24 protein-coding genes and 2 pseudogenes are annotated in these 22,858 nt (G+C 41.2%); 10 read left to right on the forward strand and 16 right to left on the reverse strand.

Going from position 1 to position 22,858, the window contains the following annotated elements; genetic code table 11:
• Positions 1–170: 170 nt before the first annotated feature.
• From NNJ85_RS09490 to NNJ85_RS09545, 12 genes are all read right to left on the reverse strand, one after another.
• Positions 171–323, reverse strand: coding sequence for a hypothetical protein (locus tag NNJ85_RS09490; protein ID WP_254475501.1), 153 nt, complete (start codon positions 321–323; stop codon positions 171–173).
• 44 nt (positions 324–367) lie between these two features.
• The gene (locus NNJ85_RS09495) at positions 368–526 is read right to left on the reverse strand and encodes a hypothetical protein (RefSeq protein WP_254475502.1); all 159 of its coding nucleotides are present in this window, start codon (positions 524–526) and stop codon (positions 368–370) included.
• 58 nt (positions 527–584) lie between these two features.
• Entirely contained in the window at positions 585–734 is a 150-nt protein-coding gene (locus NNJ85_RS09500) for a hypothetical protein (RefSeq protein WP_254475503.1), read from the reverse strand.
• A gap of 1,037 nt (positions 735–1,771) precedes the next feature.
• Positions 1,772–2,182 carry a hypothetical protein gene (locus tag NNJ85_RS09505; RefSeq protein ID WP_254475504.1) on the reverse strand — a complete coding sequence of 137 codons (411 nt, stop codon included), beginning with the start codon at positions 2,180–2,182 and terminating at the stop codon, positions 1,772–1,774.
• Between the two features lie 74 nt (positions 2,183–2,256).
• The gene (locus NNJ85_RS09510) at positions 2,257–3,399 is read right to left on the reverse strand and encodes a hypothetical protein (protein ID WP_254475505.1); all 1,143 of its coding nucleotides are present in this window, start codon (positions 3,397–3,399) and stop codon (positions 2,257–2,259) included.
• A gap of 5 nt (positions 3,400–3,404) precedes the next feature.
• On the reverse strand, positions 3,405–3,785 hold the full coding sequence (locus NNJ85_RS09515; RefSeq protein WP_254475507.1) for a hypothetical protein: 381 nt from the start codon (positions 3,783–3,785) through the stop codon (positions 3,405–3,407).
• A 196-nt stretch (positions 3,786–3,981) separates the two neighbouring features.
• Entirely contained in the window at positions 3,982–4,380 is a 399-nt protein-coding gene (locus tag NNJ85_RS09520; RefSeq protein ID WP_254475509.1) for a hypothetical protein, read from the reverse strand.
• A gap of 981 nt (positions 4,381–5,361) precedes the next feature.
• Entirely contained in the window at positions 5,362–5,580 is a 219-nt protein-coding gene (locus tag NNJ85_RS09525; RefSeq protein WP_254475511.1) for a hypothetical protein, read from the reverse strand.
• A gap of 3 nt (positions 5,581–5,583) precedes the next feature.
• Positions 5,584–5,754, reverse strand: a complete 171-nt coding sequence (locus tag NNJ85_RS09530) for a hypothetical protein (protein WP_254475513.1) — start codon at positions 5,752–5,754, stop codon at positions 5,584–5,586.
• A gap of 171 nt (positions 5,755–5,925) precedes the next feature.
• Positions 5,926–6,492 (reverse strand): hypothetical protein, encoded by a 567-nt coding sequence (locus NNJ85_RS09535; protein ID WP_254475515.1) that lies wholly within the window; start codon positions 6,490–6,492, stop codon positions 5,926–5,928.
• Positions 6,493–6,549: 57 nt separating this feature from the next.
• On the reverse strand, positions 6,550–7,089 hold the full coding sequence (locus NNJ85_RS09540; RefSeq protein ID WP_254475517.1) for a hypothetical protein: 540 nt from the start codon (positions 7,087–7,089) through the stop codon (positions 6,550–6,552).
• Between the two features lie 8 nt (positions 7,090–7,097).
• Positions 7,098–7,622, reverse strand: coding sequence for a hypothetical protein (locus NNJ85_RS09545; protein WP_254475519.1), 525 nt, complete (start codon positions 7,620–7,622; stop codon positions 7,098–7,100).
• 1,325 nt (positions 7,623–8,947) lie between these two features.
• Between NNJ85_RS09545 and NNJ85_RS09550 the strand changes: the two genes are divergently transcribed.
• From NNJ85_RS09550 to NNJ85_RS09585, 7 genes and pseudogenes are all read left to right on the forward strand, one after another.
• Positions 8,948–9,529, forward strand: a complete 582-nt coding sequence (locus tag NNJ85_RS09550; protein WP_254475521.1) for a hypothetical protein — start codon at positions 8,948–8,950, stop codon at positions 9,527–9,529.
• A 2,597-nt stretch (positions 9,530–12,126) separates the two neighbouring features.
• Positions 12,127–13,073, forward strand: a pseudogene (locus NNJ85_RS09555) (YopJ/AvrA family T3SS effector serine/threonine acetyltransferase).
• A 367-nt stretch (positions 13,074–13,440) separates the two neighbouring features.
• The gene (locus tag NNJ85_RS09560; RefSeq protein ID WP_254475523.1) at positions 13,441–14,367 is read left to right on the forward strand and encodes a YopJ/AvrA family T3SS effector serine/threonine acetyltransferase; all 927 of its coding nucleotides are present in this window, start codon (positions 13,441–13,443) and stop codon (positions 14,365–14,367) included.
• 292 nt (positions 14,368–14,659) lie between these two features.
• Positions 14,660–14,959 (forward strand): hypothetical protein, encoded by a 300-nt coding sequence (locus NNJ85_RS09565; RefSeq protein WP_254475524.1) that lies wholly within the window; start codon positions 14,660–14,662, stop codon positions 14,957–14,959.
• Between the two features lie 74 nt (positions 14,960–15,033).
• Positions 15,034–15,696 (forward strand): lysozyme, encoded by a 663-nt coding sequence (locus NNJ85_RS09570; RefSeq protein WP_254475527.1) that lies wholly within the window; start codon positions 15,034–15,036, stop codon positions 15,694–15,696.
• Positions 15,693–15,929, forward strand: a complete 237-nt coding sequence (locus NNJ85_RS09575; protein ID WP_254475529.1) for a hypothetical protein — start codon at positions 15,693–15,695, stop codon at positions 15,927–15,929. The genes NNJ85_RS09570 and NNJ85_RS09575 overlap by 4 nt, the downstream gene beginning before the upstream one ends.
• 128 nt (positions 15,930–16,057) lie before the next feature.
• The gene (locus NNJ85_RS09585) at positions 16,058–16,258 is read left to right on the forward strand and encodes a hypothetical protein (protein WP_254475533.1); all 201 of its coding nucleotides are present in this window, start codon (positions 16,058–16,060) and stop codon (positions 16,256–16,258) included.
• A gap of 1,035 nt (positions 16,259–17,293) precedes the next feature.
• Here the strand turns inward: NNJ85_RS09585 and NNJ85_RS09705 are convergent.
• From NNJ85_RS09705 to groES, 4 genes are all read right to left on the reverse strand, one after another.
• Entirely contained in the window at positions 17,294–17,428 is a 135-nt protein-coding gene (locus NNJ85_RS09705; protein WP_256481195.1) for a hypothetical protein, read from the reverse strand.
• A 917-nt stretch (positions 17,429–18,345) separates the two neighbouring features.
• Complete coding sequence (locus NNJ85_RS09590; protein WP_254475535.1) at positions 18,346–18,498, reverse strand: hypothetical protein; 153 nt, start codon at positions 18,496–18,498, stop codon at positions 18,346–18,348.
• A gap of 37 nt (positions 18,499–18,535) precedes the next feature.
• Complete coding sequence (gene groL, locus NNJ85_RS09595; RefSeq protein WP_254475537.1) at positions 18,536–20,179, reverse strand: chaperonin GroEL; 1,644 nt, start codon at positions 20,177–20,179, stop codon at positions 18,536–18,538.
• Positions 20,180–20,239: 60 nt separating this feature from the next.
• Positions 20,240–20,536: a co-chaperone GroES gene (groES, locus tag NNJ85_RS09600; protein ID WP_254475539.1), complete on the reverse strand. Its 297-nt coding sequence runs from the start codon at positions 20,534–20,536 to the stop codon at positions 20,240–20,242.
• Between the two features lie 244 nt (positions 20,537–20,780).
• Here groES and fumC (NNJ85_RS09605) point away from each other — a divergent pair, with 244 nt between their 5' ends.
• The 3 genes and pseudogenes from fumC (NNJ85_RS09605) to NNJ85_RS09795 all read left to right on the forward strand — a co-directional run bounded on the left by fumC (NNJ85_RS09605) (position 20,781) and on the right by NNJ85_RS09795 (position 22,714).
• Positions 20,781–22,169 carry a class II fumarate hydratase gene (gene fumC / locus NNJ85_RS09605; RefSeq protein WP_254475541.1) on the forward strand — a complete coding sequence of 463 codons (1,389 nt, stop codon included), beginning with the start codon at positions 20,781–20,783 and terminating at the stop codon, positions 22,167–22,169.
• 135 nt (positions 22,170–22,304) lie between these two features.
• A pseudogene (gene fumC, locus NNJ85_RS09790) lies at positions 22,305–22,470 on the forward strand (class II fumarate hydratase); the annotation flags it as partial.
• 139 nt (positions 22,471–22,609) lie between these two features.
• Positions 22,610–22,714, forward strand: coding sequence for a hypothetical protein (locus NNJ85_RS09795; RefSeq protein WP_371923345.1), 105 nt, complete (start codon positions 22,610–22,612; stop codon positions 22,712–22,714).
• Positions 22,715–22,858: the final 144 nt, after the last annotated feature.

Genomic DNA, 22,858 nt, shown 5'->3' on the forward strand with positions numbered 1-22,858 from the left:
CAATACCATCCCAAGACGACTGATCATCTCCCCTTCCCCCAATTCCCCACCATTTCAACCGTTCCTGCCCTATGCTCTTCCGCCTTCTCCATTCGCCTCCCTCTTCACCCAATCATCCCCCCCTCATACTCTTGAACAGCGCACACCCTTGGAATTACAGTTACACGTTTTTACGATTTTGCTCTTTCACAGAATAACTGTAGAAATTCAATACCATCCCAAGACGACTGATCATCTCCCCTTCCCCCAATTCCCCACCATTTCAACCGTTCCTGCCCTATGCTCTTCCGCCTTCTCCATTCGCCCCCTTTACACCCAATCATCCCCCCCTCATACTCTTGAACAGCGCACACCCTTGGAATTACAGTTACACGTTTTTACGATTTTGCTCTTTCACAGAAAACAGGAGAGAGCCAATACCATCCCAAGACGACTGATCATCTCCCCTTCCCCCAATTCCCCACCATTTCAACCGTTCCTGCCCTATGCTCTTCCGCCTTCTCCATTCGCCTCCCTCTTCACCCAATCATCCCCCCCTCATACTCTTGAACAGCGCACACCCTTGGAATTACAGTTACACGTTTTTACGATTTTGCTCTTTCACAGAATAACTGTAGAAATTCAATACCATCCCAAGACGACTGATCATCTCCCCTTCCCCCAATTCCCCACCATTTCAACCGTTCCTGCCCTATGCTCTTCCGCCTTCTCCATTCGCCTCCCTCTTCACCCAATCATCCCCCCCTCATACTCTTGAACAGCGCACACCCTTGGAATTACAGTTACACGTTTTTACGATTTTGCTCTTTCACAGAAAACAGGAAAGAGCCAATACTACCCCAAGTCAATTGATCATCAGTTCCCTTCAAACAAAGGAAAAGGAAAATGTAAAATGAAAAAAACAACGGTGTGCACCATAGCCTCTCCATGCCCCTCAAAGCTGTAAAGCAAGGGCATGATCTAAAAGGATGCCTCCTCACGCCATGAAGACTACATGCGCTTTTTCAGTACTGCGTCTAATTGCCACGTGAACTTATAACAAAAAACGCTTGATAAAAGAAATATACAGTGCCACAATGAGTACCGTTAAGAACAAATCCAAAAGCCCCCAACAGAACCATCAAAACCACCGTAGCAGCTTCCAGCATCTCGTAATGCATTTTACCCTCTCCCGTTTATAAATTGCCCCTCCCCTTTATAATTGATTGGGGGACTTTAGTCACTTCTTCCAATTGCTAAATCTTCTTTTTTAGCCGAGAGGTTAAAATTTCACGAAGGATTATAATAACAGGAACCGTTGCCAAAAGACATGCCGAGAAAACAACAAAGTAAAAAAAGAAAATGTTCATAGAGCTAAATCTCTTCTCATCGTTCAAAAAATTCACCTCTGTATAGAACGTCACATAGACATAAACTTCGAAAACCATAACGATAAAAGAGAGGCATGCGTAGATGACATAATCTTTATCGGAAAAAAAGAGCTATTTTTTTAAACGCATGGGAACTTATTTCTGTGTTCAGTGCTAAGTTTTGCTGCACGATCGCTTTACGGCTTTTTTTTAGAGAAACAAAAATGCTGCGGCGGTTCTTTCATCAAACCTGTTTATTTTTTCACTCTGAAAGAGAGCCTCAAACGCTTTATGAAAGAACAATAAGGCGTCACAATGATCATCGTAACAAAAAGAGCAAAAACCGTCACAGTCTCGAGAAGAAAACAGCCAAATGGCAGAAAAAAATAAAAAGCGCGACCTCACTCTTCATAGCGATCGTCTCATCGACTGATCTTTGACAGCTTTGTTTCTTCTTCTAATTTTTGCCTTATTTTTTTCAATTTGCGCTCTTTAAAACGATCAACCCCCCAAAGGATTGGAAGAGGGGTGAGAAGACAAAACCAAATCAACACCGGCAAGAGAAAAATAAGAGATCCTATTCCCTCCCATCTTACCCACGGCTCTGGCTCTAACAGAGGCTTCGCACCCGCAGGAACTTCTAAAACCATCATGATAAGGCCCGTATAAACCCCCGTATAAAACCCCGTATAAAACATTGTGCAAAACATGATGAAAAAGGAGCGCCCGATCATTTGATCTCTTTCCACCCCCTTACAGCTTGCCACTAAAGATACTGTCAATTTTTTGCATGAAAAGAAAGACTCTTCAAATGTTGCGTTTTTCTCCTGCATTGATCCCCTCTGTTTTTCTCATTTTGACGCGCCATTTTAAGTTTTATTTAATTTACCTAACTGCTTTATTTTTCTCAATAATTTTTTTCATTAATCTCAATTTTTACATCCATATATTTTACTTCCCCATCCTTCATATAAAGAATATGGGGACAAGCTTTTTTCCCATCAATCTCACAAATCGTGTCCTTTTCGTAAACCGTATATCCCTGTTGCCTCAATTCTTCTCTTTTTTCCTCGAGCAAATTTTCGTAAACAGAACGTCTTCTATTGCACAAATTTGGATCTGTAGCTCTAAAATAGTCATAACTCTCCACCTCCATAGAAAAACTCTTTGCCGTCTGTTGAAGCAGATCATAACTGAGCTGTTTTGTCTCTTCTACCGCCTTAGCAATCGCTATCGCGCGTTCCAGATGCTCTTCTTTAATGCTTGTCCCAAAGCCCAGTCTTTCACCTTCCATAAAGCTTTTGTGATAGGAGTCTAAAGTTTCAACATCCCCTACCAAGGCTAAAGCCGCAAGATAACGCAGCGCATAAGGCGTCAACTGAGGGACCACAATTTTGTTTTCCCAAGGAAGGGTGCGATATTGAGAGCGGAGTATGTTACCAAGATCAACCTCGTCCATAGCCTTTTCTAAAGCTTTCTCAAGCGCATGGCGCAAACGTCCCGCGCTTACCTTTTCTTCAAAAATTTCTAATCCCTTCAGATCAAAACTCAATTCAAGAGCAATCAAGCCTCCAGAATTATAAGGATCGATCGTTTGGCAAGCTGCCGCATGGATACCAGAGACCACCGCAATGGCACAATCAAATTGCGGATACCCCTTCTCAGCATTATAAAGAAACTGCACTTCACGATCTGGTAAAAAGAAGGTTGCCAAATGATCCCCTTTTTCTTCAATTTCTATCCTTCCCGCCAAACTCTTTAAAAGCGCCGTTGCATTTTCCATTGTAAGAATTTCTTCATCAGCAAGAGAAAATGCTTTGAATTCTTTTTCCTCAAATGATGGCTTCATCATCGGTGTTCCCCCACTGAAAGGCTCAAAAGCAACCGGTTGTTTAAGCACACGTCTTAATTCTTTTGTCACTTGGCAATATAATCTCACCCGCTTGAAAGCAGAATAATACAATGCCCAAATAAACATCATGACCACAGCAGAAAGCAGTGTAAAAAGCGTCACGCCCACACCCCATGAAAATAGGACAACGATATCCATATCTCTTATTTTCCCCTCCCCTTCACACGCTTATTTGCCGATATGTAGCCGCTATCCGCTTGGTCAATTGCTTGCTCCAACTGAGCAATCTTTTTTTTCAACAAATACGTAAAAGTAACACGAACCCCAAAAGCAACAGGGATCAATATAAAAACTAAATCTAATATAAACAGCATGATAAGCAAGAGAAGAGCCGCGACATTGGCTTCCCACTCTGTCAACTTCACCCCAAGCAATGCTGGTAAGAAGAGAGCCGTTCTCAAAGCTGAAAGAGTGAAAGTCATGCAAAAGATGACTTTATAATTTTTACGTGTCAGAAAAGCTTCTTCCAAAGAAAAAAACCGTGGGGTCCCATCCAATGCTGCATTTTTTTCATGGTGTCTCATTTTTATCCCTTATTTGTCTAAAAAGCTATTTTCATGAAAAGACGCTTTTGTCCTTACAATGAATTCAATTTACCACGATCAACCGCGTTTAGATAAACCGCACATTTTTTCCCTTGGTCAAACATCACGCCCATAAAAGCGCTCCGACAAAGCATAAAAAGATAAAAAAATCCGTATATTCATTTTGCCCTCCTCTTTACACGCTTATTTTGTGTAAGAAGGAATTTTTCTCCGCTTGGCCAATTGCTTGCTCCAACTGAGCAATCTTTTTTTTCAACAACCGCGTAAAAGTAAGACGGACGAAAAAGACAACAGGGATCAATAAAAAAAGCAACACGGATAGAACAACCAATATTAATATGAGAATGAAGAGACTATAATTCCACCACCCTGTCAAATCCCACTCAAATACCAGTGCAAGTGCCACTTTAAAAGCCTCAAGAATAAAAGCAAGGCAAAAGATAACTTTATAATTTTTGCGTGTCAGAAATGTTTCTGCCAAAGAAAAAGCCCGTAGTTCCTGATTTGATGGTTTCTGATCTGATCTTGAATTTTTCCCCCTATTCGATATTAAATTCTCCCCATTGCGCTTCATTTTTTCTCCCTCATTTATCTAAAACATTAAGTTCATGAATCAAAACGTTGTTCCTGATCATGAATGCCATTCATCACCATCCATGGCTTTTAGTTCAATTGCTTGTTTTTTTTAATCCTTGTCTTTTCTCATCTTTTATAAAAACAATATCGGGAGAAGCATTTTTTCTTTGACTTCAAAGGGCATGTTTTCCCACCGCAGACGGATCTTCTCGTTTGTCTTATCTCCTCGTTGTCTGAATGTCTGTTTTTCTCCTCAACCCACCTTTTATAAAAGCCATCTCTATTGCACGCCATCTCTATTAAACGCCATCTCTATTAAACGCCATCTCTATTAAACGCCATCTCTATTGCACGCCATCTCTATTGCACGCCATCTCTATTGCACGCCATCTCTATTAAACGCCATCTCTATTAAACGCCATCTCTATTAAACGCCATCTCTATTAAACGCCATCTCTATTAAACGCCATCTCTATTAAACGCCATCCCTATTAAACGCCATCCCTATTGAACGCCATCCCTATTAAACGCCATCTCTATTAAACGCCATCTCTATTGAACGCCATCCCTATTGAACGCCATCCCTATTGAACGCCATCCCTATTGAACGCCATCCCTATTGAACGATTGTACACTTCCTTCTTTACTCTTGCACACTTGTTCAGTCTCTGGCTCTAAAATTCTGAGAGGTGTTTTTTCTCAAGAGAAGTCCCTTTTACAAGAGAAGCAAACCTCGTTCAAGAAAATCATCTGTGCGTCTCTTTGTCTTGAAAACAACTTGAGTCATCAAGCCATCACCAAAGCCTAGCCTTGAGCCATCCTCAAAGCATAGTGGAAATGGATTTTATGCTTGTTTCAAAGCTTAAACCTCTCACCGCCCCTAAAGCTTTTGTGCTCAAAGGATCTCACCACCGCCCCTTAAAGCGCGAAAGCCCCCAAGATGGGCGTAGAATAGAATGCTTTATTTTCTCCTTTTTCTTCACTTTTCCCCCTCGATTTCATAATAGAGTTCACGATAGAGGATCATCGATGCTTTTTTCTGCTCAACCTCTTCTTCCAGTTGTCGGATCATTTTCTTCAATTGACGGGTTACGATAAAAAGCATCATAAAAACAATGGGTAAGAATAAAAAAACACAGGCAAGAATCCATGCCAATGGCTCTAAGAGAGCCGCAGAAAAGAATCCTTCCTTCTCCATATCTTAACGATAACAGTGATAACTGTTGGAAGTGTCACCATAACGGTTAAAAGATAGATAGAATATTTTTTTATAGTCAGCCCAAACAAGCGAAAGCTGTTTTTGATCAAACAGGCTGCTGCTTTTCATTTTCTCATTTTTGGACGATCTGTTCCAAGGCACTATAGCGCTCATTGAGCACCTCTTTCAACTCTTTTTTCACACGACAATAGAGCCGCGCACGCTTGATAAACAGATAATAAATGACAACAATGGGCACCCATATTAAGACATTTAAGAGCGTATATAACAGAATAGAACATGCTGCTAATGTTATAAGACTACCGGACATTTTGTTCCCCCTTGCTATTTTTCATTTTGCGCATTCTGCATACAAATTTCCTGATCGCGCTGTTCGATCGCTTCGTCCAATTTTAAAAGCGTTTCTCTTAATTTTCTGGTTAATTTTATGCACATTATTGCAATGATCGGAAAAACGAGAAAAATTCCCACCCATGTAAGGCTATAAATAATACTAATTCTTGAAAACGGCATTATAAAGCTAACCATCCTATCGTTCCACCATACCAATTTTGCGATAGAAAAAGCAGATTCTAGAAGAGAAAAGAGAATAAAGATAAAAAAGATTATTTTACATTCTTTTGCATAAAGAGGCAGAGATTCTTTGAAATTAAGCAAACGCATTTTTGCCTCAAGGGTCTTATGCGTGAGATTCTGTCTTCTCATTTCTTCCGGATCATTACACAAGTGTTGTATGGCTTGCTTTTGTTGCGTCGTATTCTTTTTCAGTTCTTGAGCGAGTTTAAAGGACAACTTCATATGCTTAACCAACAGGTAAGGAGGCCTAACAATGACCATAAACATCAAAATAACAATAATGATGCCGCCTAAAAAAGCTAAATATTCTATCATAACGCTCCCTTTTTTTCTCTATCGCCTTGAGATGAAATCATCATTTTTATTCTCTGCTCAAGCAAATGTTTCTAATTTCTTCACTGTTTTTTTCACGCCATAATAAAGGAAACTATGGAGAATTAAAATGACAGGTAAAGTGAAAGTGCTACATACCAAAATAAACAAAAACGGCAGTGCACCAAGAAAAAACAAGGCCAATGCATCACTGTGGGGAACAGCCGTATATTTTATGAGAAGAGATAAAAAAAGCGAAGCACATGCGAGAAGCACAACCACAATGAAAGCTATACAAGAGATTATTTTATAATCTTTTCTTGAAAGTTCCAAAGATTTTTCAAAAGAACGAGCGCTAAACTGTGTTGCAAGAACTGTATTCTGTTCTCTATCCTCTACCTGATAATACCTCAAATTCTGCGCTGGCCCCTTTTTTAATTTGCACCGCATCTTAACTAACACGATTGTCCGTTTTATCAAAGAATAATAAAGTGCCAAAACGATCTTCACGGTAGAAAAGAGTACCATGATCCATGCAGAATAAATAAAGATAGTCGTCACTAAGGCAATCAATAATAGAGTTATTAACAAAGCAGTCATTTTCCCCCCTATTGCATTCTGTTGAGAGAATGGTTACCATCTGGCCGTTGCTGTTTTGGCAATATTTTGCAAAGCTGCATCATTTCCTTCACGTCCCGTTTAAAGATGGCGTGAAAGATAGAAAAGAGTGGAAAGAATACCAAAAGAACGCCCAAAATGATCTGCGGTACAAAACATACAAAAGCCCAAACACTCTTCCACCCCGCATCACGCAAATGTTCGATGATAGAATTTTTAAAAGGGTTTTGAAAACTTTCTTGCATCGCTTCTTGAAAATTTTGCGGCTTCATTGCTTGCAGTTGTTCTTTAGAAATTTGAAAAACTTCCCAAGGCTTCATAGAGACAACCGCAACCAAAAGCACCAACAAGAGGATAGCCAAGCAACAAATGATGACATAATCTTTTGTTGAGAGAACCATCGCTTTTTTAAAAGCAGCCGATTGATCCAACTCGGCCGATTGATCCAATTCGGATTGTGAGACAAAAGCCTTCTCCTCACAGGCAGATGGCCGTTGTGATTGATCTTTGATCATAGGAATAATCCCCCACGTCTAAAATACCCACGCTTTAATATCTGATAACACAAGAAACAGCGCGACGGAGTTGCTTAGCACTCTTCTCATCATGAAGCAAGCACGAACAGTTTCTTTTCAGTCTTTTTTTTAAATTCCTTGAACACCTAACAACAGACACTCTCTCAACCCTTATAAACGTGCCTTTTTCCCTCTTGATCGATCACACAAGCCCAGAGAGCCTTCCCCTAAAGGACACTGTTTTGAGAACACCCTCCTTCTATAATACCCCACTGGTGAAAAAACAACCGATGACCTAAAATGCTGCGATAGCATCCTTAAAATTTTTCCATTCTCATTTTAAAATTTCTTAAATGAAAAAGCCTCTCTTTATAACATTAACAAGAAAGGTTTTGTCTCTCATAAGCCTCCAGCTTTATAAAAGCCTCTCTTCATAGACGGCTCTCATAGACGGCTCTTTTCTCTTAAAGACCACTTTATCTTCAAGGATCTTTTCATACAGCTTTTTTGGATAAGGGCATCGCACGCTTTAAACGACAATCCCCTTCTCATGATGAGATCCATTAAAACAGCAAAAGAAAACTTTGGCTTCTATAAAGGATATACAAAGAACATCGCCAAACCCAATCGCTTGATCCTTGAGTATTTATTTTGAGTCGATAAATGATTATTTATTTGAAAATAGAGGGCATCTTATGTTATAATGACGAATATGAATAAGGTTGTTTTATAGCGTTCTCTGTCCCTTCACCCTCCGGCAAAGCTCCTCTATAGAGGACTATCTTTATAAGAGGACTCTATGAAAGAATAAGGGCTTAAACAGCGTGATGGAGATCAAGCTTCTGGGTTCAGCGTTCAAAGATAAAAGCCTTATAATCCCTCAATACGCCTATGAGAAGAGACAAAAAACTTATGTGAAAAAATAAGGAGGAGCCCCATGGAACTTTATTTTTTCATTCACATGTAACAAACATTTACATGTGACAAAAATTTTTTCACTTCTTCCAGAGTCGTTGAAAAATCTGTAGAAAGCAAATCATCCGCGATCGCTGCTAAAAAGATAAAGATAAGCATGATGGGGGTGGAGTAAAAATGGGAGGAAACACCTTAGCGATGATTTTTTGCCCTACAAGGTTGCTGTTCTTTATCCTTAAAGACTTGGTTCTTTTTTGGCTTTGCAACGGCTCATATCCCCCGGTATTTTCTCCCCCCCCCTCGCATTTTTTCTTTTGTATTTTCTTCCCCCCCAATATTTTCTTAAAGTGCTTTTTATAATTCCTGTCCCCCGCAACAGACAATTTCTTTTTCATTCAAATGATAAATTCATGAAAATAAGTAAAAAACGCGGTAGACCGAGAATAACCAGCAAACAAAGAGAGCCCAATGGCCGTATTTCACGTGCCAAAGACCCCAGCAAATTGGCATCTCAATCAGCGCTCCAAGTAGCCATTGAAATGCGTGCAAAACACTTTGGTTTAAGCCTTGAAGAAGCAAAAAATCCGCTTGTGGGGACTTATATTGGGCGTCTTTGTTTGCTGAGCTATAAAGGGGATTCATCAGGCATCAGTCAAGAGCAATATGACACGGCGCAACAATACTTGCAAATCAGAAACGACTATTTATGTGCCAAAGGTTTGCCAAACGGCTATTATGACGGCTTTAAGCATAGTGTTTCTGATGAGAAAGCAAAAAAGCAATGGGTTGAAAGAGCAACACAACGTTATGAAGCGATGCAAGAAGCGATAAAAGAAGCACAAAATCTGCATCGTCAACACAACTTTCATGCGGCATTACAATATCTTGTTAGTGAAGATCAACCATTGCCAACGCTTGTTGGCTCACTGCGCCTTATTCTTGATGCCCTTGATAAACATTTTGACTGTTCCAACCAAAAGAGCATTCGCTAAAAAACACCACTGTCGTCTCCCCCTCAAAGGTTAAAGCGTCTAAAACCCTACGCCTCGTTTGTAAAGCCTCCTCTTCGTCCAAGAAGCATTTGAGAACATGAGAGAGCTTCTTACATCGAATTTGCGGAGCTTAAAGCACAACAAACAAGCCTCAAAAGCGCCCCCACACCTTTAAAAAATTACAGCCGCACCCCAAGAAACAGACACTCTCAAAGGACAATATTTTACGGTAGAACAAGACAGTTCCCTCATACTCTTTTGTTGGAATAAGCCGCGTCCCTCCACTCCCAGCGAATACAACAGCCACCCCTGTCTCAATCGCTCACACACTCCTCTTCTCTCCAACACCAACCAATCAAAGGTTCCATTTCCTCCATAAACCACCAGCCGATAGAATTTCCCCTCCCAACATCACCATCAACAAGCTCTCCACCTCCCCCTTCCTTTCTTAAAAAATGTTCTTTGCCCCACCAAAAAGCTTCATCAAAAAAAATCTCTCCATAAAAATTCCCATGTAAGACAACATATTTTGTTAAGACACCCTATAAATGCGCTTTTTTCTTTCGCTTTTTTCCACGATAAAAAAGGACAAATCATGGTTTTTCTGTTGACAGAAGATGAAAAATCGTATTTAATGACAGGTGCGGTAGAGGGTTATTTGCGTCTTAATTTCATCATTAAATCACCATTCATCTTTGTGTTGTGAGAAATTGTGAGAGACTGTTGTAAAATCTGTTCTAAAACAGTGTGTTTTGTAACAATGTGTAAAGTTGTAACAATGTGTAAAGTTGTATGAGATTTTACTGTTTAAGAAGTTCAAAAGTTTGCTGCAAAAATTGATTGTTTGACGGTGTCTTTCGTCCTTTTTTAACTTCCAGCTTTTTTATGGTCTTTGTTTTGCCTCACCAAAAGCAGGAGAGAGAAAACTGACACCACACCCCTTCTCATAAAGCGCCCGCAACAAAACACCGCCTTCCCCCTATAAAACACCACCCATCCCCCCTTAAAGCACCGATGCAAGAGATCACAGCAACGCTGAGCAATAACACAAACAGCAAGCAGATGAACACAGCGATCTCTGTTGATGCACAGTACATTTTGAGCCGCCCCACACTGCAAAGCCTCACACCACAAAGGCTGAAGATCACTCCCGTTGCTTTATAAAAAAACGACGCCTTTCACGCCAAGGTGCACTTGAAATCCATAACCCTTTCCCCTTAAAATTTTTCTATAAAGCACCATAAACAAGCTTAAAAAATCCCCTGCGCCCTAAAAACACATCCACCTGTCAAAGAGGCAAACCCTTTCAAAGAACAGAGTTTTAGAACATAACAAACCAGTCCCCCTCTTCAGTCACCCCTCTGTTTTAAAAACCACTCCCCTCATACACCTTGCTCCTACTGTTGCCCCACTGTTGATGGTGTGCGACAACCTGAACACTTGAAATTCACAGAGCGCGCTTACCCTTTCATCCGATTTGCAAACCTTAAAAACCCGCCAGCAATAAACAAGCTTAAAAAATCCCCTACGCCCTAAAAACACATCCACCTGTCAAAGAGGCAAACCCTTTCAAAGAACAGAGTTTTAGAACATAACAAACCAGTCCCCCTCTTCAGTCACCCCTCTGTTTTAAAAACCACTCCCCTCATACACCTTGCTCCTACTGTTGCCCCACTGTTGATGGTGTGCGACAACCTGAACACTTGAAATTCACAGAGCGCGCTTACCCTTTCATCCGATTTGCAAACCTTAAAAACCCGCCAGCAATAAACAAGCTTAAAAAATCCCCTACGCCCTAAAAACACATCCACCTGTCAAAGAGGCAAACCCTTTCAAAGAACAGAGTTTTAGAACATAACAAACCAGTCCCCCTCTTCAGTCACCCCTCTGTTTTAAAAACCACTCCCCTCATACACCTTGCTCCTACTGTTGCCCCACTGTTGATGGTGTGCGACAACCTGAACACTTGAAATTCACAGAGCGCGCTTACCCTTTCATCCGATTTGCAAACCTTAAAAACCCGCCAGCAATAAACAAGCTTAAAAAAATCCCCTACGCCCTAAAAACACATCACAATCGATCCCAGAAACATACGCCCTCAAAGGAGAAGTATTTTAGGGCATAGCAGGATCATTTGATCACAGAAGATGAAGACGATCTTTTTAGGGCTTTTTTGGGAAAAAAATCCAAAAGAATATTAAAAAAAATAGGCAGTGTTAGCGAAACGGCTCTTGCGGATAATATCATTTTTTCACAGGGAGAACTGTTGGAAAAAGGCTATCCTCTCTTCATTGAAATTAAGCTATGGGATCAAAAAAACTTAAAATATAAAGATAATATTGTAAACACCCGCCAATTCCCTCCAATTTTTACAGATTTTACAGCTGTAAAAAACATGCGGATTTTTTGAAAATGAAGAAAGCTTCTGATTTTAAAAGCCTTCTTATAAAAAAAATCGCAAAGATGATTTTTTCCTTAATTTTCAAAAGACGAAGTTTTTTTTAAAAAACATCATTTTGTCAAAATATAAGAAAATAATATTGCCTCTCGCTCCTCAATAATATTGCCTCTCTCTCCTCAAGAGAAAGGTTAATAGTATGAAACCACAAGCTTCACAAGAGGTCTCCCCTCGTTCCTCACCAACACCAGAAGGGGCAAGCACACAAGAGGTTCCGAGCGCAGATGCATCCTTAGAAAATCTTGCGACCCATTTAGAACAGCTTAACATTGCAAAAATACACAATACGCCCTTCAATCGTGCAGAATTAAAAGATATCATTACAGGCTTAGAAGATGATCTCGCTGCAGGTCGTTGGATCAATGCTTATTACGCAGATACAGATCTTAAACTGATGCCGGCTCTCGTGGAACAAGCCAATCGCAAATATCCAGAAATGAATCTTAAATTGGCTCTTACAGCAGAAGAATTTGCCCATACGCTCAAAGAAACAATTGAGAGCGGCGTAAAATCTTCTTGATTTGTCGTCAATACGGGGAGCAGAATCCATTTTGCGGCGATGGATTATAAAATTGTTGATGACAAAATCTCTTTGATCATGTTTGAACCGACAACGTTCAATAATATCGCTGCTGGGAGACTAGGGATAAAAATCAATCAAGCCCTCCAAGATATACAATTGCCTCACTGTCATTTTGCCATGGCGGAAATGGATATTCAACGAAGCTCTTCTGAATGCGGGATGTTCAGTTTAAGCTTCGCCAAAAAGCTTTATCTTGAATCTGATCAATTAACAAGACTACACAAGAATAATGTTCAGGGCGTATTATGTGAACCAGGTACACCTTTACCAGCTGAAAAGTTAGATTCTTATCTTCCCGTCAGTTTATATAAACATGCGCAAGGGCGAAGACGCCTCGAACACTATCTCAAAACCAATCCAGAAGCAGCCCATGAAAAAGTCAACAAAAAAGGGGAAACTGTCACTGAGAGGTTTGAAAAAAACTTAAACGAAAAAGAGGGAAAAGCCGTCTCTATATCCCCCACAAAAAAAGGATTACGGAATACAAAGCTTTAATGATGTAATTTAAGTCTTTTTCCCTCTTTCCCCTTCATCAAGCACAAAGCGCTAGTTCTTTATAGCTAAGATTGCGATAAGCAAAGCGGCTTTTGCATTTGTAAGCAAGAAAGATGCACACGAAAAGCAACGGTCTTTGAAAGACAAACCGGTTATTATTCAGTCCATTTTCAAGCCTGTATTTTAAATATTTTGAAGAAATAAAAAGCACGCAAGAATTTTGAAAAGAACTCGTCCGCACTGTTTGATAAAAACAACTGAAAGATGATTTTTTCCGTAACCCTCAAGCGACAAAGGCTTTCTTTCAAAACATCATTTGGTCAAAATGTAAGAAAATAATATTGCCTATCGATCATCAATATAAAGGTTAATGGTATGAAACCACAAGATTCATCCCCCCCTCGTTCCTCACCAACACCAGAAGGGGCAAGTTCTAATGATCCTACGGAAAATCTTGCAACACCTTTAGAACACCCTAACAGCGCCAAAGGAAAAAATATCCCTTTCGATCGTAAAAAGTTAAAAGCTATTATTGCGGGCTTAGAAGATGACATCTTAACTGGCCGTTGGTTTACAGCTGATTATGCCAGTACAGATCTTCAACTGATGCCAGCCTTGGTAGAACAAGCAAATAGCAAGTATCCCGAAATGCATCTCCAACTGGTAACGTCATCTCACCACTTTGCCCTTGCACTAAAAGACACACTCGAAAACGGCATTCAATCTTCTAGATTTATCATTTACACAAAGGATAGAGGTATCCATTTTTCAGTCATTGATCACCAAACCATCGATGACAAAACGTCCGTGGTATTTTTTGAACCGACAACACTTAACAATATGAAACCAGCGGTGCTAGCATTAAGAACACAATTGGCCATTAAAGCGCATGAATTGTCCAACTGTTCTTTTGCTATAGCAGAAATGGATATTCAACGAAGCTCCTCTGAATGTGGAATGTTTAGTTTAGCGCTCGCCAAAAAGCTTTACCTTGAATCTCAAAAATTAGAAAGACTGCATAAGGATAATGTTCAAGGTGTATTATGCGAACCAGATACACCTCTATCTCCTGAAAAGTTAGATTCTTATCTTCCCGTCAGTTTATATAAACATGCGCAAGGGCGAAGACGCCTCGAACACTATCTCAAAACCAATCCAGAAGCAGCCCATGAAAAAGTCAACAAAAAAGGGGAAACTGTCACCGAGAGATTTGAAAAAAACTTAAAAGAAGAAGGGGGAAAAACTGTTTCTGTTTCACAACATAGAAAAAGAGCCACGGAATACAAAGCTTTGACAATGTAATTGTCATTGTAATTGTCATTGACGTTTTCCCCTCTTTCCTCTTCATCAAGCACAAAGCACTGCTTCTTTATAGCTAAGATTGCGATAAGCAAAGGGGCTTTTGCGTTCGTAAAACAAAAATAGCAAGCAACTTGTCTGTTAAGAGCAAAAGGCTGTTATCCTATCAAATGTTCTCTCAAAACCAACCCCTTTTAAAACTGTATCAAAATTCCAAAGCTCTTATTCGCCCAAAGCTCTTGTCCACCATGATCCTTATGTAGATAGACAGAATGCTGAACGAGTAAAATATTGAATGCTTTCGTCTTCAATCAAAGTCTATACCCACACTTATTTTTCTGAGCGTGTCACTTTATCTCAAGCGCCTTCATGCCATCGGATCAAACAACCGCAATGGAGTATACTTATCATACCTCAACCAACAGCCCCCCAACCAGACTCCCTCAAAAAACCAGCACACGGAGGAAATCTCAAAACCACCCCCCGACCATCAGCCAAAGGCAAAGCTCCCCACATTCCCCTTGGTATCCTCAAAGGGGAATACCATCACCAACCTTTTGATTTCATTCAAGTTTTACGTCTCTTCTATTCTTGAAGCGTGAAAAAAATCATTTTTAATCTGTCAACCAGCCTCACATGATTGTGAGGCTTTATTTTATGGAGAAGCAAATGAGAAAAATATCACCAAAAGGGCTTTCACTCATTAAACAATGGGAAGGATTACATTTAAAGGCTTATAAAGATGCCATTGGGGTATGGACAATCGGCTATGGTCATACCAGCACGGCTGGCAAACCGTTTGTTCACAAGGGCATGATCATCACAGAAAAACAAGCCGAAGAAATTCTTTCTCACGATTTAAGACAATTTGAGAATGCCGTTGAAAAAAATGTGACGGTTTCCTTAACAGATGAACAATTCGCCGCGCTCGTATCGTTTTGCTATAATGTAGGAATAGCAGCTTTTTGCAAGTCGACTCTACTCAAAAAACTTAATAAGGGCGAATATGAAGCTGTTCCTTCTGAATTACAAAAGTGGACCAAAGCAGGCGGGAAACGTCTTTATGGTCTTGTGCACCGTCGTGCAGCAGAAGCGGGATTATGGGCAAAAGGGGCTTATGTTTCTCCCAATTATCAAACGGTTGAAACAAAAAAAACCATGGGTTTTCTCAAAGCCGAAGCACTCACCCCCATTATTGGTTCTTTTTCTGGACTTGGAGGCTTATTAGCAGGCAATGGTCCCATCCAATGGGCTTTGGCAACCATCATGGTTTTAGCCGCCTGTGTTGGCATTTTCTTTGTAGCAAAACGTTTTCAGGAGCAGCGCTTATGATGGAATGGCTGAAAAAAAATTTTATGATCACAGGAGCGGTTCTAACCGCTTTTTTTATCGCTTTAGCAAAAGCTTTTAGGCTTGGAAAAAAGCTTGAACAGCAAAAGCAAACAGAAAGAATGCTAAAGTCATCAACAACACGGCTTGAGGTGGAAAATGAAATTAATCAAAAAAGTGATGCTGATGTGCGCACTGCTCTTATTCACTGGTTGCGCGATAAAAACAATCCATGAGCCTTCATCCTGCATGGGTTGGATGCCCATTTATTTAGAGAAAAAAGATCTCACGAACATCAGTTCAAATCTCGCCAGAGAAATTTTAAAGCATAACAAACAAGGGGAAGGTTTGTGTGGGTGGAAACATGGCTAGAAAAAAAACAGAGCTTACAGAAAAGGAAAAAGAAATTCTCCAAGAAATCATCATGACTTATAAAAGTATAAAAGTGATGTCACGCTATACGAAGTGGATTATATTCATCATTTTCCTCTTAGCACTTGATTTTTCACGGATCATGGATGCCTTGGCAAGTATTTTTACACAAAAATCGAATATTCAGCTCTAAAATGAACAATGAAACATGAGACGTGTTCAATCTTAAAAAAACATCCGTTATTTTGAAAACACGGGAAGATTTTATAGATGATTTTCACGTCTCATGAAAAGTTTACACGCTTCACAAACGCTATTCTGCCATGAATTTTCGGACATTATAGCGACATTAATTCTACCGGCATGAAAAATTCACCGGCATAAAAAGAGATTTTTTTAAAAAGCGCATGAGGAAGAAACTTAAGCTTTCTCAAGAAAATTATTCTTGGAAAACGAACATACCAACGGGAACCTTTTAAATTAACGTATTGATGGACAGAGAATTATTCGTACCATCGCGAAGCATTTTAAAACCATTCAAAAAGTTTTCTTTTCAATAACCGCATCCGTGAGCAACAGAAATCATATTATACTAAAGGATCTCCCCTTCCATCTTTTATGAAGCCTAAAGGTCATCCCAGTTTCATACACTTCATAGCAGCATTATACCACACCCCTCGCGTCCCCCCACACCACGGCACCAACCACATACGACACCCCCTTAGCTTACAGTTTCGCGTTTTTACGATTTTACTTATTCACAGAAATCCGTAGAGAGCCGATGAACATTTCAAGACTATTGATTTAATCCCCCTTCAAACAAAGGCAAACGTAAAATAAAAGAAACAACGCACCATACCCCCTACGCCCCTCTCAAAACTGTGAAGCAATGGCATGATCTAAAATAATGCCTCCCCTCATAACGAGAACAATACGCGTTTTTTCATTGCTGCATCTCATTGCCACCTAACCACCTTATGGTAAAAAGCAGACAGTACCGCATATACCCCTTACCTTATTTCTTCAGCGCCCCTCACACCTTCTTCAAATCTCACTCTTCCACACAACTTTCCAACCTCTACACTTCCGTTCACCCCTCTCTTCATCCAATCATCCGCAAACCCTCATGCTCTTGACAAAGCACACATCCTTTGCCTTTACAGTTTCACGTTTTTACAATTTTGCTTATTCATAGAATAACAGTAGAGAGCCGATGAACATTTCAAGACTATTGATTTAATCCCCCTTTCCCAACTTCCCCCACATCACGCACCACCCCCGCACCACGGCACCAACCCCACATCACGCAGCAACCCTCGTACCACGGCACCAACCCCACATCACGCAGCAACCCCCGCACCACGGCACCAACCCCACATCACGCAGCAACCCTCGTACCACGGCACCAACCCCACATCACGTAGCAACCCTCGTACCACGGCACCAACCCCCATCACGCAGCAACCCTCGTACCACGGCACCAGCCCCACATCACGCAGCAACCCTCGTACCACGGCACCAACCCCACATCACGTAGCAACCCTCGTACCACGGCACCAGCCCCACATCACGTAGCAACCCTCGTACCACGGCACCAGCCCCCATCACGCAGCAACCCTCGTACCACGGCACCAGCCCCATCGCGAAATGTGCTTGAAAACGCAATGTCTCTTTAAAAGAAATTCGTGAATATGGTCGATAAGGATAAATGATTAAGAGCCGTAGTATATTGTCTTTCTTACCTCATTTTACGCCTGTCATTGTTTGAAGGAGCTGAGGCAAATCAATAGGCTTTGAGAGCAGTGAAGACTGGAATGATGATTATCAGCCTCCTACTGTTTTCTGTAAATAATTAAAATCGTAAAAACGTATAACTGTAAAAAAACAGTAAGAATATCTGTTTTGTAAGAAAAATGACGGCTGTGGGAAAGAAGATCGGGGAAAAGGCACAAATGAAAGGAATGAAAGATGGCGTACTACTCATGGGGACATCAGAGCCGTGGTATATTGAGAGCCATAGAGGCTATAATATATTTCTTATCGTCATTTTATACCTATCATTGTTTGAAGGAGCTGAGGCAAATCAATAGGCTTTGAGAGCAGTGAAGACTGGAATGATGATTATCAGCCTCCTACTGTTTTCTGTAAATAATTAAAATCGTAAAAATGTAGGACTGTAAAAATAGTAAGAATATATGTTTTGTAAAAAGAATAACGGGTGTGGCAAAGAGGATCGGGAAAAAAGACACAGAATGAAAGGGATGAAAGATGGCATGCTGCTCATGGAGCCATTAGGACTGTGATATAGATATAATATTGGGGACCATAAGAAAGACCATGAGAGATAGGACGTGTAGAGTCTTCTTTTCCACGTGAAGGAAGCCACCCCCAAGAACGTGAAGAAGAAAAGAAATAAACAAAAAAACGGGTCAAAAAGACCCGTTTCTTTATTATTTCTAGGGAAAAGAGCTTAGAAATCCATTCCGCCCATTCCGCCCATTCCACCAGCTGGCATTGGAGGCATTGGAGCCTCTTTCTTTGGCATTTCAGCAACCATTGCTTCTGTTGTAATCAGAAGGCTTGCAATTGAAGCTGCATTCTGAAGCGCAGAACGAACCACCTTCACAGGATCAACAATTCCCAAAGCAATCAAATCACCAAATTCACCCGTTGCGGTGTTGTAACCAAATGTGTCAGTATTATTTTCCAACACCTTGCCAACGATGATAGCCGCTTCTTCACCGGCATTGGTTGCAATTTGACGCGCAGGTGCTTGAAGAGCACGACGAACAATATTGATCCCCGCTTCTTGGTCAGGATTACTTCCCTTAACGCTCAACGCACTTGCTGCACGTAACAATGCGGTACCACCACCAGCAACAATACCTTCTTCCACAGCGGCGCGTGTTGCATTCAAGGCATCATCTACACGGTCTTTCTTTTCTTTCACTTCAACTTCTGTTGCCCCACCCACACGGATAACAGCAACACCACCAGCGAGTTTAGCCAATCTTTCTTGCAATTTCTCACGGTCATAGTCAGAAGTTGTTTCTTCAATCTGCGCTTTAATCTGATTAACGCGTGCAGTAATTTCAGCCTTTTGTCCAGCACCATCAATAATGGTGGTGTTTTCTTTAGAAATATTCACTTTCTTAGCACGACCAAGCATATCCAAAGTGACATTTTCAAGCTTAATGCCCACATCTTCAGAAATCACCTGACCCGATGTCAAGATAGCGATATCTTCAAGCATTGCTTTACGGCGATCACCAAATCCAGGTGCTTTTACAGCAGCAATTTTCAAACCACCGCGCAACTTGTTCACCACGAGCGTTGCCAAAGCTTCGCCTTCCACATCTTCAGCGATAATGAGAAGAGGTTTACCAGACTGCACAACCGCTTCCAAAACTGGGAGTAAGGATTGCAAATTAGACAATTTCTTTTCGTGAATAAGAATGTAAGGATCATCAAGATCCGCCACCATTTTTTCAGCATTGGTAACAAAGTAAGGGGAAAGATAGCCACGATCAAACTGCATTCCTTCCACAACTTCCAATTCGGTTTCAGCGGTTTTAGCTTCTTCCACGGTAATGACGCCCTCATTGCCCACTTTTTCCATGGCATTTGCAATCATTTTACCAATTTCTTCAGCACCATTGGCAGAAATGGTCCCTACTTGTGCAATTTCTGCTGAAGTTTGGATTTTTTTGGCTTTTTTGAAAAGATTAGCCACCACTTCATCTACAGCGGCATCAATCCCGCGTTTAAGATCCATAGGATTCATGCCCGCAGCAACAGCCTTAACACCTTCTTGCACAATTGCTTGTCCCAACACCGTTGCCGTTGTTGTTCCATCCCCAGCAATATCGTTGGTTTTAGAAGCAACCTCGCGCAACATTTGCGCACCCATATTTTCGAACTTATCGTCCAGTTCGATTTCCTTTGCAACGGATACACCATCTTTTGTGATGCGTGGCGCACCAAATGATTTATCAATCACCACATTGCGCCCTTTAGGGCCGAGTGTCACCTTAACCGCATTAGCAAGGATATCGACACCGCGCAACAAACGCTCACGCGCTTCACGGCCAAATTTGACTTCTTTAGCAGCCATTTAATTTCTCCTTGGAGTTTTTTCAAAATAGTACACAATGAAAAATTGAGCGCTTTTGAATTAGCCCATAATTCCCATAATGTCAGATTCTTTCATGATTAAGAGGTCTTCCCCATTAATCTTGACTTCAGTTCCAGACCATTTTCCAAATAAAATACGGTCCCCTGTTTTGACTTCTAAAGGCACGCGCTTTCCGTTATTATCCAGAGCGCCATTGCCAACAGCAATCACTTCGCCTTCTTGTGGTTTTTCTTTTGCTGTATCAGGAATGATAATTCCACCAGCGGTTTTATTTTCAGATTCAACCCGACGAACAACGACACGGTCGTGAAGTGGGCGGAATTGTATATTAGCCATGTTTTAAATCCTTAAAACTGAACATAATTGCATTAATCTTAGAAAGTTCTTGCTAGCACTCTCGAAGAGTGAGTGCTAACACTCCCCAAGATATAAAATCGGCTTTTCTCAATGTCAAGGATAGCCATAAAATAATTTCTCTCTATAATTTCTCTATAAATAAAGCTTCCACGTCTTGCTTCTTCTTGCACTTTCGCGTTATCTAGCTTTTTTAAGAACCCGTGAACAAATAAAGGATCTTATCATGGTTGAAACACGTCAGGAAACGGATAGCTTTGGAACGATTTCGGTACGCCAAGATCGTTATTGGGGAGCACAAACTGAACGTTCTCTGCATAATTTTAATATTGGCAGTGAAAAGCAGCCTCTCACCATCATTTATGCCCTAAGCCTTGTGAAAAAAGCGGCTGCCCTTGTCAATATGGACAAAGGCAAACTTTCTCCCAAGATTGGCAAAGCGATTGTCACAGCGGCTGATGCTGTTCTCTCTGGCGCTTTCGATGAACATTTTCCCCTTTCTGTTTGGCAAACAGGCTCAGGGACCCAAAGCAATATGAATGTCAATGAAGTGATCGCCAACCATGCTAGCATGCTTTTGGGGGGCAAACTGGGCAGCAAAAAGCCTGTTCATCCCAATGACCATGTCAATATGAGTCAATCCTCCAACGATTCCTTTCCCACGGCGCTTCACATTGCCACCACGCTGCAAACACGCCAACATCTTTTTCCTATTCTTGAAGCGCTCATTACCACTTTCAAGAAAAAAGAAGAAGAATTTGCCGACATCATCAAGATTGGACGTACCCATACACAAGATGCCACACCCTTAACGCTTGCCCAAGAATTTTCAGGCTATCGGGTCGCGCTGGAAGCCAATCTTCATCGGATTGAAACAGCCCTTGCTGATGTTCAAATGCTTGCTCAGGGCGGAACAGCTGTGGGAACAGGGCTCAACGCCCCGAAAGGCTTTGACGTTGCCTTTGCTCAAAACATCAGCGCCCTCACAGGAATATCCTTTAAGACGGCACACAATAAATTTGAGGCGCTGGCTCATCATGGTGCTCTTGCGCATTTCCATGGCAGCTTAAATGCCTTAGCCGCTGATCTCTTTAAAATTGCCAATGACATCCGGTTTTTAGGTTCTGGTCCCCGTTCTGGTTTAGGCGAACTCAACTTGCCTGAAAATGAACCCGGCTCCTCTATTATGCCCGGCAAGGTTAACCCCACCCAATGCGAAGCCATGACCATGGTTGCAGCCCAAGTTTTTGGCAACCATACCACCGTTACCTTTGCCGCCAGTCAAGGGCATTTTGAACTCAACGTCTATAAACCTGTTATTGGCTATAACGTTTTACAATCGATTACCCTTCTTGGGGATTGCATGCGCTCCTTTGATATGCACTGCATTCAAGGATTACGCGCCAATCGCGTTCATATTCACGCCCTCATGGAGCGTTCACTGATGTTGGTCACAGCTCTTGCTCCAGAAATTGGCTATGAAAAAGCCGCTGAAATTGCCAAAGCAGCGCATAAAAATGATACAACTTTGCGCACTGAAGCCCTTAAAGCAGGTGTTTCTGGAGAAGATTATGATCGGCTGGTTGATCCCAAAAAGATGATAGCTCCCCAATAAGAATCTAATAAAGAAGGTGCGAAACATCTTCAACCTTATCCCTCGAAGCCATCGGGGTGTAGGCGCCATGATGATAGTTGCCCACAGTGTTTATTTTAGCTTTCATCTCCATTTTAGTTCTGGTCCAAAGGAACTCTTGCACCAGAAATTGGCTATGAAAAAGTAGCTAGAATTGCCAAAGCAGCGCATAAAAATGATACAACTTTGCGCACTGAAGCCCTTAAAGCAGGTGTTTTTAGGAGAAGATTATGATCGGCTGGTTGATCTTAAAAAAGATGATAGCTCCCCAATAAGAATCTAATAAAGAAGGTGCGAAACATCTTCAACCTTATCCCTCGAAGCCATCGGGGTGTAGGCGCCATGATGATAGTTGCCCACAGTGTTTATTTTAGCTTTCATCTCCATTTTAGTTCTGGTCCAAAGGAACTCTTGCACCAGAAATTGGCTATGAAAAAGTAGCTAGAATTGCCAAAGCAGCGCATAAAAATGATACAACTTTGCGCACTGAAGCCCTTAAAGCAGGTGTTTTTAGGAGAAGATTATGATCGGCTGGTTGATCTTAAAAAAGATGATAGCTCCCCAATAAGAATCTAATAAAGAAGGTGCGAAACATCTTCAACCTTATCCCTCGAAGCCATCGGGGTGTAGGCGCCATGATGATAGTTGCCCACAGTGTTTATTTTAGCTTT

It is taken from the genome of Bartonella sp. B1098 (genome assembly GCF_944896145.1).
Classification (GTDB): Bacteria; Pseudomonadota; Alphaproteobacteria; order Rhizobiales; family Rhizobiaceae; genus Bartonella.